The sequence below is a fragment of the Bacillus norwichensis genome (genome assembly GCF_014836955.1).
GTDB classification, from domain to species: domain Bacteria; phylum Bacillota; class Bacilli; order Bacillales; family Bacillaceae_C; genus Siminovitchia; species Siminovitchia norwichensis.
The window spans coordinates 74,132-89,796 of sequence record NZ_JACSPV010000001.1 but is presented as its reverse complement, the minus strand read 5'-3'; the positions used below and the strand labels follow the sequence as shown (position 1 = coordinate 89,796).

Sequence of the window (15,665 nt, the reverse complement as noted above, 5' to 3'; positions counted from 1 at the left end):
CATTAGACGTTCTTTGTTCATGCCCTTCCTTAATATCAATATAGAGACAACATTGAAGAAGGGCGGCACAAAAATGGAGATTGACGGCGTGTTCTCTGGAGGGGGAATCAAAGGAGTCGCTTTGATTGGGGCATATGAAGTTTTGGAGGAGAGAGGCTTTACCTTTAAAAGAGTGTCTGGCACGAGTGCAGGCGCCATCATTGCGTCTTTGATAGCAGCCGGATATTCCAGTAAAGAGATGGCTGATATGATGAAGGAAATGGATATGAGAGATTTACTAGACCAGCGCAAGACGTTACTGCCTTTTCATTTGGCAAAATGGCTCTTGCTTTATTTCAGGATGGGCTTATATCGCGGGGATTTACTGGAGGAATGGCTTGGCAAAATGCTGGCTAGGAAAGGAATCTATACATTTAAAGACTTGCCGCCTGAAGCATTGAGAGTCATTGCAAGCGATTTATCTACTGGAAGGATGCTTGTTCTTCCAGATGATTTGGAACAATACGGTATACCTCAGGAAACTTACCCGGTTGCACGTGCCATTCGAATGAGCTGCAGTATCCCTTATTTTTTTGAACCGGTTAAGCTGCGTTCGCTAAGTGGTACCAACATCATTGTAGATGGAGGAATATTGAGTAATTTTCCAATCTGGCTTTTTCAAAAGGAAGATCAGAAGCAATTGAGACCCGTTATTGGAATCAAATTAAGTCGCCGCATGGAACAGCTGCCAAAACGGAAGATTAGGAACGGCCTTCAGTTATTTGAATCATTGTTTCATACAATGAAAGATGCGCATGACGCAAGATATATTTCAAGAAAACATGAGCGTGATATCATCTTTATTCCATCGGAGGATACCTTTGCAGCGGAATTTACGATAAGTGAGGAAAAAAAAGAAGCCCTTTTGAAAAAAGGGCGGGTAAGGGCCGAGCGGTTTCTAAAAACATGGACATATTAATATCCCACTTGATAGACAGACTAAAATATGGCTCTGTCTTTTTTCTTGCTTTTCTTTCCCTCTATTACAGTCAAGTGGGCAGTCGACCTTTTGCGAAGCGGTCGACTTCGGAAATGGTTGGTTGATTGTGTAGCGGACTTACGTTTTTTCGCCCGCAATTTAGATTGTTTAGCAGCTTTGGCAAACGCATTTTTTTCTCTACCGCCTTGGGACCTATTTGTCCAAATGCGATAGATGATAAATACGGCAGCCACAGCAGCTCCCATAAACAATAATTGTTTAAACAGCCCAATAGGGTTGTTGATTAAATAAGAGCCCAATCCGATTACCGCAAAAATAAATATTCCGCTTACGATCCAATTCCGTACTTTCAAGAGCGCCACCTCCTCGGGAATAGTGGATATCTTTCCCAAAAAGAACATCCTTTATACATCATCAGAGTTGAGTTTTAAAAGAATCAACTGTATTTCCTTTTCCACCAAAAATCATCTTTTAAACAATTAAAGCGGGTTATAAGGTAAGTTTACTTTGGTTATAGAAGAGAATTGTACCCTGGACATGAACACCCAGGGCAAAAAAGAATGAATCTACATTTATCAATTAAATTTCCGCATGTTTTTTGATTCAATATCTTAAATCTATTTTACTAAAAAATTGTAAATTTCACCAGCCAAATAAGCGATATGAAACAAATTAGACATAAAGGACATGCTAAGAATGAGGTGGTTTTTATGCAAGAAAAAAATTATTATGCAATGTCACTCATAACGATGGCAGTCATCACAGGGTTTACTGCGGGGGTCCTGGGAAGTCTAATGGGCTATCTTGGTCACTACTTGAATTTCACTGAAATGACTCCTGGTATAATCCTTGCTCCTTGGAAAGGAGGATGGAAGGATGGGTGGGCGGGTATATTGCTCGCGATTTTATTGTATGGAATCCTTTCCATATTGACAGCATTGCTTTATTTTGGAGTCCTGCGTAAGAGAAAGTCATTCTGGTGGGGTGTATCCTACGGGGTAGCTCTGTTCCTACTCGTCTTCCTTGTATTATATCCGCTATTTCCTGGAACGAAGTCAATATTAAAATATGACTTAAATTCAATTTTGACTGGACTAAGCACCTTTATATTATACGGAGTATTTATTGGATATTCCATTTCCTATGAATATGAGGAGTTTATCTATTTAAATCAGTTGAAATTAAAACAGTGACTGACTATATTTATTCATGTTTTTTCCATTCTTTTATGTTAAACTGTTTATGCCAGAACATTCCTATTTCTTCTTGCCTACAGAAAGCCCTGTTTTTAAGGGAAAAAGCTTATATCCCGGGAGAGAATAATAATGGATAAAATCGAAAAAATACGAAAGTGCTTCACTGAATTCGACATTGACGGACTTTTAATAACAAGCCCGCATAATCGCAGATATGCAACAAATTTTACAGGTACAGCTGGAGTTGCTTTGATTACAAATGATGCCGCTTATTTCATCACTGATTTCAGGTACACTGGCCAAGCGGAAGATCAGGCCAAAGGGTATGAAGTGATTCAGCACAGTGGATCAATCATTGAGGAATTAGCTGAAATAACGAAAAAGCACGGAATTAAGGAGCTTGGTTTTGAGCAGGATTTTGTTACTTATTCTGAATGGATGAAGTACGAGGAAGGGCTGCAATTGGAGCTGGTTCCAGTATCTAACTTGCTAGAAGAGCTGCGCATGATCAAAACGGAAAGCGAAATTTCCATCCTTAAAGAAGCGGCGGATATCGCAGATGCGGCTTTTAAGCATATTCTGGACTATCTTAAGCCGGGAGTGCCTGAAATTGAGATTTCTAATGAACTTGAGTTTTTTATGAGAAAATGCGGAGCAAGTTCTTCATCTTTTGATATTATCGTTGCTTCTGGTTGGAGGTCTGCACTGCCTCATGGTGTAGCAAGCGAAAAAGTGATTGAATCAGGTGATTTTGTCACTTTGGATTACGGAGCGCTTCATAAAGGCTATGTATCAGATATTACTCGTACGGTAGCAGTAGGTGAGCCTTCTGAGCAATTGAAAGAAATTTATCAAATTGTTCTTGAAGCACAGCTAGAAGCGGTGGAGAAAATAAAACCGGGCATGACGGGAATTGAAGCGGATGCGATAGCAAGAGATTTGATTACCGAAAAAGGCTATGGTGAATATTTTGGACATTCCTTGGGTCATGGAATCGGCCTTGAGGTTCATGAAGGTCCAGGACTCTCCCCTAGGTCGAAGGGGAAGCTTATTCCGGGAATGGCTGTCACAGTTGAGCCAGGTATCTATTTACCGCAAATCGGTGGGGTCAGAATTGAGGATGACATCATGATCACAGATTCTGGTAATGAAAGGCTGACTCACTCGACGAAAGAGTTGCTCATTTTATAATTTGTATTGGGAGGAAACAGGATGATTTCAGTAAACGATTTTAAGACAGGATTGACAATCGAGACTGACGGAGGGATTTGGAGAGTTCTTGAATTCCAGCATGTCAAACCTGGAAAAGGAGCAGCATTTGTCCGCTCCAAGCTGAGGAATCTCCGTACGGGAGCCATTGCAGAAAAGACGTTCCGCGCTGGGGAGAAAGTAAGTAAAGCGCAAATCGATAATAGAACGATGCAATATTTATATTCAAGTGGTGATCAGTATGTCTTTATGGATCAACAGACATATGAACAAATCGAGCTTCCTGCTTCGCAAATTGAGCATGAATTAAACTTCCTGCTAGAGAACATGGAAGTACATATCATTATGTTTAATGGAGAGACATTGGGAGTGGAGCTTCCAAATACAGTTAATCTCAAAGTGGCAGCAACTGAACCTGGAATCAAAGGGGATACTGCTTCAGGGGGATCTAAGCCCGCAACAATGGAAACAGGTCTTGTCGTTCAAGTTCCTTTCTTCGTTAATGAAGGAGATACACTGGTCATCAATACTTCCGACGGCTCTTATGTTTCAAGGGCATAATCGCATAAAGGGATCAGCCGCGGGACCTCCCGCGGTTTTTAATGGTTTAAAGTCAATAAAATTAACTTCATTCAGCCTCGCGCGGATCAGCAGGCATTCTCGCTTTATAGCTACAGATGACAGGGACTTAGAAATCAAATGAAATCAAAAAGCGATATCACTAGATTAAACTTCGTTGGCATCACAGATGTGACGATTGAGATGGTCAGCACATGTCCCGTCTAAGTGGCTCTATTCCGGTTTTGAGTCTGTCTATATGTCGATAAACAGGCGCTTGTGTTTTTTGAAGAGTAAGCAAGTGTAAAACTAGATGAAATAGTTTGGACAAATTAAGATTGTATATGTCTAGCCATGCTAGACAGGACGTTCTAGTGCAAGCGAAGCGACAGAATGTCGCACAGTGGGACGGCTAGGAGTCTAGGGAGCAAGGATCAAGTCAGATTGATTCATTTGCCTTGTTCTTGTCGTCAAAGGCTGTGCCTTTCGCTTTTCTTAAAAGGTGGGAATAAGCATGAATGGAATTTTTAAAGAAGAAAAGATGCCCTATATATGTACGCCTTTAACGGGGAAAAACAAAGAGGAAATCATGGAGGAGCTTGACCTGGTTTTGCCCGAAAAGCCAGATTTACTTGAGTGGCGAGCAGATTTTTTACATAAACTAGACGATCTTCCTTACGTCTTCTCTGTTCTAGAGGTAATTTCTGAAAAAAGCAATTTGCCGCTTCTTTTCACCATCCGTTCGATTCATGAGGGTGGCGAGCAGATTTCATTGTCGGAAGTACAAAAAGTGAAGCTGATCAGTGAAGTTTGTAAAAGCAATGCTGTCAGCTTGATTGATTATGAGGTCTCAAGTCACCCTGAATATATTAGGGAATTAAGAGATGTTTCAGAAAAACATGGCAAACGGTTGATTCTCTCCTATCATAATTTCAGCAGGACACCATCTGAAGAAGAAATGCTGAAAAAGCTGTTTCTTGCCGAATCTTACGGTGCGGACATTGCCAAGGCAGCTGTGATGCCTCAAACAAAAGACGATGTTTTAAAATTGCTCCAAGTTACGAATGATGCTAGTAAAGCTTTAAAAATCCCTTTGATTACGATGTCGATGGGAAGCCTTGGGGCTATTAGTAGAATGATTGGCTGGGCCTATGGCTCCATTCTTACATTTGGCTCAGGTCTGGAGGCTTCAGCACCTGGACAGATTCCGGTCAGGAAGCTTAAACAAATGATTGCCATGATGAAGGAAGAAGTAGTGAAGGAATAGAAGGGGATCCAAAATAGCCTCAGGTGAGTTTTCACCTGAGGCTATTTGTGGACACCCTAGTTTTAGCTAGAGATTGGTGTCGAATATAATTCGACAATTTTATTTGCGACTTCGTCTGGTGACAGGTTGTCTGTCAAAATACAGAAGTGATGATGTCCATACAATTGCTTTCGTTCTAAATATAATTCCTTTATCTCGTTTAAATTGCGCCCTTGTAAAACGGGACGGGTCTCAACAAGTATATCATAGCGCTTTTTCCATGCTTCCCAAGAAATATCCAGGAAAATGACAACAGTATTTGCTAGACATGTTTTTCTTGTTTCTTCATTCATAAATGCCCCGCCGCCAAGTGATATCACTTGCTTTTTCTCTTTTGTTTTTTCTTCAATCATTTTTTTTTCATATGTACGAAAAGCTTTTTCGCCATATTTTTTAAAAATTTCCGTCGTAGGCAGCCCGACTACTTTTTCTATCTCCTGATCAGTATCTATAAATTCCCACTTTAGTTTTATTGAAGCCAGCTCACCTGCTGTCGTTTTTCCTACGCCCATAAACCCTACCAGCGCAATGCTTTTCTCTTTACTCATGGATATGTGCACCTGCTTTTCATTCAGTCTTAATACTACTATATCACGATCAAATGCGCCTTGGCGTATTTGCGCCCAGATTTTATCGAGCTTTCTCTCGATACATTTCCTCTGAAAATCTGTGGTATCCGCCGGAGGCTTTAACTTTATTCAGCCTGGGTTTGAACCCTCGCTGAATGGAATCCCAGTAGGCATTTATCTCTCCACTTAAGAAGTGGGAGACTTCTGCTGAATAAAGTTAAACAGGGAGTCCGCTCGATCAATTTTTTTGTGATAATTTTTTGTTCTTCAACAAGGGAGCCTGGTCATAATTGAGGCTTGGCCGAATACATATTAGGTAGAAAAGAAGTCTGGGAGAGGGTTGCATTGGAAAATATCATTCGCATCCTGCCAACTGAGATCTCAAAATTAATTGATGCCATGCCTGAAGAAACGAAAGCTCGGATAGAAGAGATACGTCTCCGGATCAACCGGCAAGTAGAAGTAACTGCAAGAGAAGTGACAAGCTACTTGCCTTATTTGTTTACACGAGATGACTCGGAGCAGTTGATTAGTAATTTGGCCGGCCACTCATTTTATACATTGGATGAAGAATTGAGAAGGGGATATATCACGATTGAGGGCGGGCATCGGATTGGGCTTGCTGGAAAAGTTATATTGGAAGGTGGAAGAGTAAAAGCCTTGAGGCATTTGGCTTCCTTTAATATAAGGGTTGCCCGGGAAAAAATCGGGGCGTCTGAACATTTCATCCCATTTTTGTATGAGGGGGGATGGAAACATACCATGATTATTGGACCTCCCCAAACAGGGAAAACAACATTGTTGCGTGATCTTGCAAGAATTGTATCCACTGGCTATCCCAAAAGAGAAATTTCTCCCATGAAAGCAGGGATTGTCGATGAAAGGTCTGAAATAGCCGGCTGTATACATGGAATTCCTCAATTGCAATTCGGAACGCGAGTTGATGTGCTTGATGCTTGTCCGAAGGCAGAAGGGATGATGATGATGATCAGGGCGCTTAGTCCAGACGTGCTGATTGTCGATGAAATTGGCCGCAGAGAAGATAAGGAAGCTATCATGGAGGCCGTTAATGCCGGAATTACGTTAATGATGACTACCCATGGAAATGATTTGGAGGAAATCATCAAAAGACCTTTGCTGAGGGAAATTATTGAGCAGCAGGTTTTTCAGCGATTCATTGAATTATCGCGGGATAATGGCCCGGGGACTGTTATTTCCATTAAAGATCAAAACGGACAAGTTGTGAATACCCATGTTTAAACTGATTGGCGCTCTTTTGATAGTCGTAACAACAACTTGGGCAGGGTTTGAAGCATCCAGCCATTTGACCCGGAGACCGAAACAACTGCGAATCATTAAAGACTCTCTGCAAGCATTAGATGCTGAAATCATGTACAGCCATACCCCGCTTGGAGAAGCTGCAAACAAAATATCATCACAGATGCCCGAACCAGCCGCACGCTTATATAAAATTTTTTCTGAAAAACTTTCCAAAACAGATGCAACCGTCAAGTCAGCATGGAAGGAAAGCCTTGATGAGATATGGCAAGATACGGATATGAAATCCGGGGAATATGAAATTCTCATGCAATTTGGTGAAAGTCTTGGGAGGCATGACCGGTATACGCAACAAAAACAAATACTGCTGGCAGTTACCCATCTCGACAGGGAAGAGGATGAAGCAAGGGAGAAACAGAAAAAATACGAAAAAATTATGAAAAGCCTAGGCGTTTTATCCGGACTATTGTTTATTATCCTGCTTTTTTGAAGAGGAAGGATAACCTGCTTTATGTAAAAGAAGTTTCTTTGGCCAGCCGATGTACAGGATGCCACCAAAACCACAGAATGTGGCGGCTCAAGGCGGCCAGCGCCAAGCCCCTCAAGGTCACAAGCCGCTTGCGTTTTCTTTAAGGATGGGAGGAAATAGGATATGGGCATTGATGTGGATGTGATTTTCAAAATAGCAGGGGTCGGCATCGTTGTTGCCTTCTTGCATACAATTCTTGACCAAGTCGGGAAAAAGGAATACGCCCAATGGGTTACTCTGTTCGGGTTTATCTATATTTTGTTCATGGTTGTTACAATCGTAGATGGTCTTTTTCAAAAAATAAGATCGGTCTTCTTATTTCAATGATGGGAGGGAACGGTGATTGCCATACTGCAAATAGCGGGCATTGCCCTCATTGCTACCTTTTTAGCCCTTATCATCAAAGAACAGAAACCGACTTTTGCTTTTTTGCTAATCTTATTCACGGGATGTGCCATTTTTTTATTTTTGGTGGACCAGATACATGGAATCATCACAACAATTGAAGTTTTGGCCGCAAATGCCGGTATTAATACGATGTATGTCAAAACAATATTAAAAATTATCGGAATTGCCTATATTGCTGAATTTGCCTCGCATATAAGCAAAGATGCCGGAATGGGGGCCATGGCGGCGAAGGTTGAATTAGCAGGGAAAATACTGATCCTGGCATTGGCTGTCCCCATTTTGACTGTTCTGATTGATACGATTATCAATATGATGCCAGTCAGATAACAGCGTGCGTGATAGGCGGAGGGGAAGAATATGCGGAACATGATTCAGCTGTTCTTATTCTGCTTTGTACTTTTTGCAGGTGCATCTGCAGTTCAGGCGGAGCAGGAAGAAGAACCATCAAACGATATCATTACAAAAATGGTGGATGAACAGATTGAAACGCTGGGAATTGAAGAGCTCCAAGGGTTTTGGGAAGGCATTATGGATGAATATGGGGGATATTTGCCTGAAAGTCAGAAGGGAACACTTCTTGAATTCTTAAAAGGGGAAAAGTCTTTTTCCATAAAAGAGTGGTTTCGTGGAATTGGAGCATTTGCTTTTCAGGAGCTGACCATGAATGGAAAGCTACTGGGAACGTTATTACTATTAACGATTTTCAGCTCCTTTCTGCAATCGCTGCACACAGCATTTGAGAAAGGAGCTGTTTCCAAGGTTGCCTATGCGGTTGTATTCATGGTTCTTATTATCATCGCACTCAACAGTTTTCGGGTCACAGTAGATTATGCGGTGACAGCAATTGAATCGATGTCACAATTTATCTATGCTCTTATTCCGCTCATACTTGCCTTGATTGCTTCGGCAGGAGGTGTCACATCTGCTGCATTCTTTCATCCTGTGTTAATCTTTTTGATCCAGACAAGTGGTCTCCTTATTCAGACCGTTGTATTGCCGCTTTTATTTATGGCATTGCTTTTGGGGATTGTCAGCGCCTTGAGTGAAAATTATAAGGTGACAAAGCTGTCCAACTTATTTAAAAAAGCGGGTATAGGCATTCTTGGTGTCTTCATGGCCGTGCTTTTAGGTGTTATTTCCATCCAAGGGACAGCCACGGCTGTGACAGATGGTGTTGCAATCAGAACAGCCAAATATGTCACTGGCAATTTTGTGCCAGTTGTGGGAAGAATGTTCACGGATGCAGCAGATACCGTATTAACTGCATCGGTACTGATCAAAAATACAGTTGGTCTGGCAGGAGTAGCCATTATTTTGCTGATTGCCGCTTTTCCTGGAGTGAAAATCTTGATTATTATTTTAGTTTATAAGCTTGCAGGTGCGTTGCTTCAACCTGTTGGCGATGGCCCTATTATCAAATGTCTAGACTTAATAGGCAAATGTATGATGTATGTTTTTGCGTCCTTAGCGATTGTTTCTTTCATGTTTTTTCTCTGCGTAACCATCGTCATTACATCAGGGAACGTTACGATGATGATTCGCTGATAGGGAGGGAATTTTCATGCAGCTTATTTCAGAATGGGTTATAAATATCGTTATTTTTATTCTGCTGGCTATGATTGTGGACATGCTTCTCCCGGATACAGCGATGAAGAAATATGTGAAGTTTGTTGTAGGTCTCTTGTTGATTTCAATTGTCGTGACGCCCATATTTAAGTTTCTCTCAACTGATTTTGATCAAGCTTTACAATCATTTTTAAATGATCAAAGTAACCCGAACACAGATATGGAAAAATCATTGGAAGAAAAAAAAAGAGAAATAGAAACATCACAGCATGCATATATATTAGAGCAAATGGCTGTCCAACTTAAAGAGAAAGTGGAAAAGGAGATGATTGCAAGTCATGGCATGACCATAACTAATATCGATATATCCAGCACTTCTTCTCCCGCGCAGGATGCGGAAAGCATTTTGAAATCTATTAATAAAATAACTGTCTATGTCGAGCCGACGAGAAAAAAAGATTCGGTGGCTGAGGTGGAACAGGTATCAATTCAGATTAAGGATCAGCCAAGGCTTAATCAATCCAGGAGGACTAAAGAGCTCCGAAACATGCTCGCAAGCGAATGGGACGTGCCAGATTCGAAAATAGAATTGGTAGTGAAGGGAGGAACCGATGATCCGTGAGTAAAAATAACGGTCCTCTTGATTGGTTGAAAAATTTATTGACAGGAGATCCTAAAGGAAATCCATCACAAAAGAAAAACAACAAACTTTTTTACGTTCTTATTCTTGTGCTTGTGGGCGCGGCCTTAATGATCATCTCCGATTTATGGAAAGCTGGAGAAGAGAAAGATTCAGCGGCAGTCATGAAAGATTTGGAAGCTGGTGCTGATGATGCAGAAGCCTTTGGCAGAAAAAAAGACTCTGAAAATGGTATGACAGAATTGGAGAATCGATATGAAAATCAATTGAAAGAAGCTCTGGAACAAATAGCTGGTGTGCAAGATGTTACAGTTGTTGTAAATGTTGAAGCAACAGAAAAAACAGTGTTGGAAAAAAACCAGACTTTAAAAAATCAAACGACAGTGGAAGAAGATAAAGAAGGCGGAACGAGAAAGATCGAAGATCAATCAACTGAGGACCAGCTTGTCCTAATCAAGGATGGGGACAAAGAGGTTCCGATTGTTTTGGAAACAAGAAAGCCGGAGATTGAGGGGGTTCTTGTGGTAGCAGGTGGAGCTGAAAATATCCAGGTAAAAAAGTGGATCGTCGAGGCAGTAACAAGAGGTCTGAATGTTCCAAGTCATAAAGTGGCTGTCATGCCGAAAAAGTCAAAGGGGGATTCATAATGCTTTTAAAGAAACAGACAGTTTGGCTCTTAACGATGCTGAGCCTTGTCGTAGTACTGTCCGTATATTATGTGACGTCTGACCCGGCCAAGAATGACTTGGCGACAGGTGGAAAAGAAGAGACTTCCAGTGAAATGGCAACAAATGAAAAAGATATGAAAGTGATTACGGAAGCATCTGGAGATGAGGCATTTGAAACGATAAGGATGGAAGTTCAGGATAAACGCAGTAAAGAAAGAACAGAATTAACTTCCCAGGTTGGCTCCTCTGATCTAACTGCTAAAGAGAAAAGTGAATTATACTCAAAGCTGCAGGATTTAACCGCTCTTGACACGAAAGAGAGGACTTTGGAAAGCCTCATCAAGTCTCTTGGATACGATGATGCGCTGGTCCGGACCGATAATAATGAAATGCTGATTACAGTAATAGCTAAAGAGCATTCCAAGGCTGATGCCGCACGTATCCTGCAGGTGGTCAGGGAGGAAATCGGTACACAGACGGTTGCCACGGTTGAGTTTCAAACAAAATAGGAACACGATGGAGAGGAAGGGGGCCTGTCCGTCTTTCTTTTTTGAGCGCATTTTTTTCGTTGTCAGAATGACTAGCAGTTTGTTGATTAGATGTTGACCATGACGTAACATATGATAGAGCATCGTGGCTTGAGTCATCTGGGTACTCCGCTAACCACGTTTTGAAGATTTTCCCCCGCCTATCTAATGCTGATGGACAGCGTCTTTACTTTTCTTGTTGTCTAGTTCCGATGCCTATCGACTATCAGACTTCAAGGTTCTTCCTACGATAAGTCAACATCGCTTCACTTCGTTGCGCGTGTTTCCATTATCTCGTCAGAACCTCTCCAGTCTGTACGTCGATAAACAGGCATCTTTACTTTTCTTGTTGCATTTTACTATTTATTTCTGTATATTTACCCTGTCGTCGTTGAATTTATATAACCTGTTATATTATGATATTAAGAGCTACTCATAATTTTTAAGGAGTGTCGTGTATGCTGAAGATTCAGGAAATCCGTGAAATTATAAAACTTATTGATCAATCTGACATTGAGGAGTTTGTCTATAAGCATGACGGCTCGAAAATCGAGCTGAAAAAAAGAGTAAATAAACCTGCTCAGGAGACTATTCAATATGTGACAGAAGTGGTTCAGGAACCGCAGCCTGTCATTCGCCAGGAAGTTGTCCCTGAAGTCCCGGCAGTAGAAAAAGCTCCTGCTGCGTCTGAAACAGCTCCAGTGCAGGAGGTCGTAGAAAATAGCCATTTACATAAAATTGTTTCTCCGATGGTTGGAACTTTTTATCAGGCTTCCTCTCCAGATAGCGATCCTTATGTGAAAGTCGGTTCTGAAGTCACCTCTGACTCTATCGTGTGTATCGTAGAAGCAATGAAGCTGTTTAACGAGATCGAGGCGGAAGTTGAAGGTAAGATAGTGGAAATCCTTGTGAAGGATGGCGAACTTGTGGAGTATGGCCAACCGCTATTTTTAGTTGAGCCCAAGTAAGGAGCGAAATAAATGATAAAGAAACTTTTAATAGCAAACAGGGGAGAAATTGCTGTCCGTATTATACGCGCTTGCATGGAACTGGATATAGAAACAGTTGCTGTATATTCTGAAGCCGACAAAGAAGCATTGCATGTGCAATTGGCAGATGAGGCTTATTGCATCGGGCCTACAGCCTCCAAAGACAGTTATTTGAATTCAGCCAATGTTATCAGTGTTGCTAAATTGACGGAATGTGACGCCATTCATCCTGGCTATGGGTTCTTAGCTGAAAATGCGGATTTTGCTGAGGTATGCCGCGAATGCAATATCATTTTTGTTGGGCCGAGCCCAGAAGCCATAACAAGGATGGGGACAAAAGATGTTGCTCGTTCAACAATGAAGGCCGCAGGAGTACCAATTGTACCTGGCTCCGATGGAATTGTTGAAACGGTTGATGAGGCAAAGAAAATTGCTGAGGAAATTGGATATCCTGTAATCATTAAGGCCACAGCGGGCGGCGGCGGCCGTGGAATTCGAGTGGCTAAAACGGTAGAAGAGTTAATTAAAGGGATTGAAATCACTCAGCAAGAGGCAGCTGTCGCATTCGGAAATCCAGGGGTGTATATCGAAAAATATATCGATGATTTCCGCCATGTTGAAATTCAAGTATTGGCAGATACACATGGGAATACAATCCATTTAGGAGAGAGAGACTGTTCAATTCAGCGCAGGCTTCAGAAGCTTTTGGAAGAAACTCCGTCCCCAGCACTCAATGAAGAAATGCGAGAAACTATGGGAACGGCCGCTGTAAAGGCGGCAGAAGCGGTTGATTATACTGGTGCGGGAACAGTTGAGTTCATTTATGACCATAAAAATCAGGAATTTTATTTTATGGAGATGAACACACGAATTCAGGTGGAGCATCCCGTCACTGAAATGGTAACAGGGATTGATCTGATTAAAGAACAGATCCTAGTTGCATCAGGCCAAGAATTGTCGGTGAAACAGAAGGATGTTGAGTTTAGTGGTTGGTCTATCGAATGCCGGATCAACGCTGAAAATCCAGAAAAAGGCTTCATGCCTTCCGCGGGAAAAATTGAGATGTACTTGCCTCCAGGAGGGATGGGAGTACGTGTGGATTCAGGTGTATATCCTGGATATACGATCCCGCCTTACTATGACTCCATGATTGCTAAATTGATTACCTATGGTTCTACAAGGGAAGAGGCCATCGCAAGAATGAAACGTGCGCTTGAGGAGTTCATCATTGAAGGGGTTCACACGACTATTCCTTTCCACTTGAAGCTGCTGGAAAATGAAACGTTTGTGAGTGGAGACTTCAATACGAAGTTTCTGGAACTGCATTCAGTCATGAATTAAAAATAAACGGAGGTGCCTTTAATGGAAGATCAATTGAACATGCTCGAAATGACGCAAGAAAGCGGACAGGATCACGGGAAAATTGAAATAGCTCCTGAAGTGATTGAAGTAATAGCTGGTATTGCCGCTTCAGAAGTAGAAGGCGTCGCTCAAATGAGGGGCAATTTTGCATCTGGAGTGGTTGAAAGACTCGGAAAGAAAAACCACGGAAAAGGAATCCGGGTGGAACTCTCTGAAGAAGGAATCATTGTGGATGTATATTGTATTATGAACTTCGGTGTTTCGATTCCGTCGGTTGCCCAAAAAGTTCAGGATAATATTCGCCAGGCATTGTTCAACATGACGGCACTGGAAGTAGAAGAAGTGAATATCCATATTGTTGGTGTGACATTCGATCAAAGCAAACAGGAATCTGAAGAAGAATTTGAGACGGAATAGACCAGGCCAAAGGTGAAACCCCTTTGGCATTTTTAAATGGCAGACCGAATGCTTGTTTTTCTTCTTGTGTGGTAAGCTAAGAAAAACTCAAATGGCTGAAATGCCTAGACTAAAGGAGCTTTTTTGAAAATGAAAAGAAGAGAAGCGCGCGAAAAAGCTTTGCAGGCCTTATTTCAAATAGATATGAGCGATATTCCTCCCAAAGATGCCTTGAGGAATGTGCTGCAAGATGGAGAATCTGATGATTTCTTGCATGATTTGATTATGGGTACTGCTGCTAACTTGAAAGAGATCGACAAAGAAATTAGTAGCCATCTGAAAAAGTGGTCTCTTGACCGGCTAGGCAAGGTTGACTTGAATGTGCTGCGTGTCGGAACATATGAATTAAAATTTACTGAGGTTCCTCCAAATGTGGCTATAAATGAAGCGATTGAAGTAGCGAAAACATTCGGAGATGAAAAATCGGGACAGTTTGTCAATGGAATTTTATCGAAAATCAACGGGGAAGAACAGTAGGAGGAATGACGATGACAGCAAAGCTGATCGATGGAAAACAAATATCTCAGGAAATAAGAAAAGGGCTTGAAATAGAAGTGGCTGAACTGACAGCCAAAGGTGTAAAACCTGGCCTTGCAGTCATTCTGGTTGGAGATAATCCTGCATCACGCACCTATGTGACATCCAAACAAAAAAGCTGCAGAGCTATCGGAATGGAATCTGTGCTGATTGAATATCCAGCAGATGTGAGCGAAAAGGAGCTTCTTGATAAAATCAAGGAATTGAATGAAGATGACACCATCCATGGCATTTTGGTCCAACTTCCAATCCCTCCACATATTTCTGAGACAAAAGTCATTGAAACCATCTCTCCGGAAAAAGACGTAGATGGGTTTCATCCTATCAATATCGGAAAGATGATGACTGGACAAGAAACATTTTTGCCATGTACACCTTTTGGAGTCATGCAAATGCTGAAATACATTGGCGTTAATCTTGAGGGCAAACATGCTGTCATCATTGGCAGAAGTAATATTGTGGGAAAACCGATGGGACAATTGTTGTTGAATGAAAATGCAACAGTTACATACTGTCATTCAAGAACGAATGATCTGAAATCTTTCACACAACAGGCGGATATTCTTGTAGCAGCTGTTGGAAGAGCGAAAATGGTTAAAGCTGATCATGTGAAGGAGGGGGCTGTAGTCATTGATGTCGGCATGAATAAAGATGAAAACGGCAAATTATGCGGTGATGTCGACTTTGAAGATGTAAAAAACAAAGCTTCTCATATAACACCGGTTCCTGGTGGAGTCGGACCAATGACAATTACAATGCTTTTGTATAATACTGTAAAATCAGCACAAAAGCGTTTAAATGATCGCAATGACAATTAAATAATAGTAGAATATAATATGAATTGCTAGAAGCTGTCGACTATAAAAAAGAGGCAGCTTTTTTGTGAGT

The 15,665-nt window shown here is 41.5% G+C and carries 20 protein-coding genes; 18 read left to right on the top strand and 2 right to left on the bottom strand.

The features are described from left to right. The first annotated feature begins 73 nt into the window (after window positions 1-73). Window positions 74-958 (top strand): patatin-like phospholipase family protein, encoded by an 885-nt coding sequence (locus H9631_RS00475; RefSeq protein ID WP_191809297.1) that lies wholly within the window; start codon window positions 74-76, stop codon window positions 956-958. Window positions 959-978: 20 nt separating this feature from the next. On the opposite strand, the gene H9631_RS00470 is transcribed toward H9631_RS00475, so the two are convergent. Continuing rightward, window positions 979-1,332 (bottom strand): SA1362 family protein, encoded by a 354-nt coding sequence (locus H9631_RS00470; protein ID WP_191809296.1) that lies wholly within the window; start codon window positions 1,330-1,332, stop codon window positions 979-981. A 357-nt stretch (window positions 1,333-1,689) separates the two neighbouring features. Between H9631_RS00470 and H9631_RS00465 the strand changes: the two genes are divergently transcribed. The 4 genes from H9631_RS00465 to aroD all read left to right on the top strand — a co-directional run bounded on the left by H9631_RS00465 (window position 1,690) and on the right by aroD (window position 5,209). Next, window positions 1,690-2,172: a YqhR family membrane protein gene (locus H9631_RS00465; protein WP_191809295.1), complete on the top strand. Its 483-nt coding sequence runs from the start codon at window positions 1,690-1,692 to the stop codon at window positions 2,170-2,172. Window positions 2,173-2,304: 132 nt separating this feature from the next. Continuing rightward, on the top strand, window positions 2,305-3,366 hold the full coding sequence (locus H9631_RS00460) for a M24 family metallopeptidase (RefSeq protein ID WP_191809294.1): 1,062 nt from the start codon (window positions 2,305-2,307) through the stop codon (window positions 3,364-3,366). 21 nt (window positions 3,367-3,387) lie between these two features. Further along, complete coding sequence (gene efp, locus H9631_RS00455; protein WP_191809293.1) at window positions 3,388-3,945, top strand: elongation factor P; 558 nt, start codon at window positions 3,388-3,390, stop codon at window positions 3,943-3,945. A 511-nt stretch (window positions 3,946-4,456) separates the two neighbouring features. Then, window positions 4,457-5,209, top strand: coding sequence for a type I 3-dehydroquinate dehydratase (aroD, locus tag H9631_RS00450; RefSeq protein ID WP_191809292.1), 753 nt, complete (start codon window positions 4,457-4,459; stop codon window positions 5,207-5,209). Between the two features lie 62 nt (window positions 5,210-5,271). On the opposite strand, the gene H9631_RS00445 is transcribed toward aroD, so the two are convergent. Next, window positions 5,272-5,796, bottom strand: a complete 525-nt coding sequence (locus tag H9631_RS00445; RefSeq protein ID WP_191809291.1) for a shikimate kinase — start codon at window positions 5,794-5,796, stop codon at window positions 5,272-5,274. A gap of 366 nt (window positions 5,797-6,162) precedes the next feature. Here H9631_RS00445 and spoIIIAA point away from each other — a divergent pair, with 366 nt between their 5' ends. The 13 genes from spoIIIAA (at window position 6,163) to folD (ending at window position 15,595) form a co-directional block, all read left to right on the top strand. Then, window positions 6,163-7,077: a stage III sporulation protein AA gene (gene spoIIIAA / locus H9631_RS00440; RefSeq protein WP_191809290.1), complete on the top strand. Its 915-nt coding sequence runs from the start codon at window positions 6,163-6,165 to the stop codon at window positions 7,075-7,077. Further along, on the top strand, window positions 7,070-7,585 hold the full coding sequence (gene spoIIIAB / locus H9631_RS00435) for a stage III sporulation protein SpoIIIAB (RefSeq protein ID WP_191809289.1): 516 nt from the start codon (window positions 7,070-7,072) through the stop codon (window positions 7,583-7,585). Before spoIIIAA ends, spoIIIAB begins: the two co-directional genes overlap by 8 nt. Window positions 7,586-7,747: 162 nt before the next feature. Then, entirely contained in the window at window positions 7,748-7,951 is a 204-nt protein-coding gene (spoIIIAC, locus tag H9631_RS00430) for a stage III sporulation protein AC (protein ID WP_018705962.1), read from the top strand. Between the two features lie 24 nt (window positions 7,952-7,975). After that, on the top strand, window positions 7,976-8,359 hold the full coding sequence (gene spoIIIAD, locus H9631_RS00425) for a stage III sporulation protein AD (protein ID WP_191809461.1): 384 nt from the start codon (window positions 7,976-7,978) through the stop codon (window positions 8,357-8,359). Window positions 8,360-8,389: 30 nt separating this feature from the next. Next, on the top strand, window positions 8,390-9,577 hold the full coding sequence (gene spoIIIAE, locus H9631_RS00420; RefSeq protein ID WP_191809288.1) for a stage III sporulation protein AE: 1,188 nt from the start codon (window positions 8,390-8,392) through the stop codon (window positions 9,575-9,577). 16 nt (window positions 9,578-9,593) lie between these two features. Further along, entirely contained in the window at window positions 9,594-10,220 is a 627-nt protein-coding gene (gene spoIIIAF / locus H9631_RS00415) for a stage III sporulation protein AF (RefSeq protein WP_191809287.1), read from the top strand. Continuing rightward, complete coding sequence (gene spoIIIAG, locus H9631_RS00410; protein WP_191809286.1) at window positions 10,217-10,885, top strand: stage III sporulation protein AG; 669 nt, start codon at window positions 10,217-10,219, stop codon at window positions 10,883-10,885. The genes spoIIIAF and spoIIIAG overlap by 4 nt, the downstream gene beginning before the upstream one ends. Further along, entirely contained in the window at window positions 10,885-11,415 is a 531-nt protein-coding gene (locus tag H9631_RS00405; RefSeq protein WP_191809285.1) for a SpoIIIAH-like family protein, read from the top strand. The genes spoIIIAG and H9631_RS00405 overlap by 1 nt, the downstream gene beginning before the upstream one ends. Before the next feature lie 476 nt (window positions 11,416-11,891). After that, complete coding sequence (accB, locus tag H9631_RS00400; protein WP_191809284.1) at window positions 11,892-12,401, top strand: acetyl-CoA carboxylase biotin carboxyl carrier protein; 510 nt, start codon at window positions 11,892-11,894, stop codon at window positions 12,399-12,401. Window positions 12,402-12,413: 12 nt separating this feature from the next. After that, complete coding sequence (gene accC, locus H9631_RS00395; protein WP_191809283.1) at window positions 12,414-13,763, top strand: acetyl-CoA carboxylase biotin carboxylase subunit; 1,350 nt, start codon at window positions 12,414-12,416, stop codon at window positions 13,761-13,763. A 21-nt stretch (window positions 13,764-13,784) separates the two neighbouring features. Then, entirely contained in the window at window positions 13,785-14,201 is a 417-nt protein-coding gene (locus H9631_RS00390) for an Asp23/Gls24 family envelope stress response protein (protein WP_160705525.1), read from the top strand. 129 nt (window positions 14,202-14,330) lie between these two features. Beyond that, entirely contained in the window at window positions 14,331-14,717 is a 387-nt protein-coding gene (gene nusB, locus H9631_RS00385) for a transcription antitermination factor NusB (protein ID WP_191809282.1), read from the top strand. 11 nt (window positions 14,718-14,728) lie between these two features. After that, window positions 14,729-15,595 (top strand): bifunctional methylenetetrahydrofolate dehydrogenase/methenyltetrahydrofolate cyclohydrolase FolD, encoded by an 867-nt coding sequence (folD, locus tag H9631_RS00380; RefSeq protein WP_191809281.1) that lies wholly within the window; start codon window positions 14,729-14,731, stop codon window positions 15,593-15,595. The last annotated feature ends 70 nt before the right edge of the window (window positions 15,596-15,665 follow it).

Excerpts from the sequence above, each read along its gene's own strand:
- efp (WP_191809293.1), top strand. The coding sequence starts at position 3,388 with ATGATTTCAGTAAACGATTTTAAGACAGGATTGACAATCGAGACTGAC.
- accB (WP_191809284.1), top strand. The coding sequence starts at position 11,892 with ATGCTGAAGATTCAGGAAATCCGTGAAATTATAAAACTTATTGATCAA.
- spoIIIAC (WP_018705962.1), top strand. The coding sequence starts at position 7,748 with ATGGGCATTGATGTGGATGTGATTTTCAAAATAGCAGGGGTCGGCATC.
- nusB (WP_191809282.1), top strand. The coding sequence starts at position 14,331 with ATGAAAAGAAGAGAAGCGCGCGAAAAAGCTTTGCAGGCCTTATTTCAA.
- H9631_RS00445 (WP_191809291.1), bottom strand. The coding sequence starts at position 5,796 with ATGAGTAAAGAGAAAAGCATTGCGCTGGTAGGGTTTATGGGCGTAGGA.
- spoIIIAF (WP_191809287.1), top strand. The coding sequence starts at position 9,594 with ATGCAGCTTATTTCAGAATGGGTTATAAATATCGTTATTTTTATTCTG.
- H9631_RS00475 (WP_191809297.1), top strand. The coding sequence starts at position 74 with ATGGAGATTGACGGCGTGTTCTCTGGAGGGGGAATCAAAGGAGTCGCT.
- spoIIIAB (WP_191809289.1), top strand. The coding sequence starts at position 7,070 with ATGTTTAAACTGATTGGCGCTCTTTTGATAGTCGTAACAACAACTTGG.
- spoIIIAE (WP_191809288.1), top strand. The coding sequence starts at position 8,390 with ATGCGGAACATGATTCAGCTGTTCTTATTCTGCTTTGTACTTTTTGCA.
- H9631_RS00460 (WP_191809294.1), top strand. The coding sequence starts at position 2,305 with ATGGATAAAATCGAAAAAATACGAAAGTGCTTCACTGAATTCGACATT.
- H9631_RS00465 (WP_191809295.1), top strand. The coding sequence starts at position 1,690 with ATGCAAGAAAAAAATTATTATGCAATGTCACTCATAACGATGGCAGTC.
- aroD (WP_191809292.1), top strand. The coding sequence starts at position 4,457 with ATGAATGGAATTTTTAAAGAAGAAAAGATGCCCTATATATGTACGCCT.
- H9631_RS00405 (WP_191809285.1), top strand. The coding sequence starts at position 10,885 with ATGCTTTTAAAGAAACAGACAGTTTGGCTCTTAACGATGCTGAGCCTT.
- H9631_RS00390 (WP_160705525.1), top strand. The coding sequence starts at position 13,785 with ATGGAAGATCAATTGAACATGCTCGAAATGACGCAAGAAAGCGGACAG.
- accC (WP_191809283.1), top strand. The coding sequence starts at position 12,414 with ATGATAAAGAAACTTTTAATAGCAAACAGGGGAGAAATTGCTGTCCGT.
- folD (WP_191809281.1), top strand. The coding sequence starts at position 14,729 with ATGACAGCAAAGCTGATCGATGGAAAACAAATATCTCAGGAAATAAGA.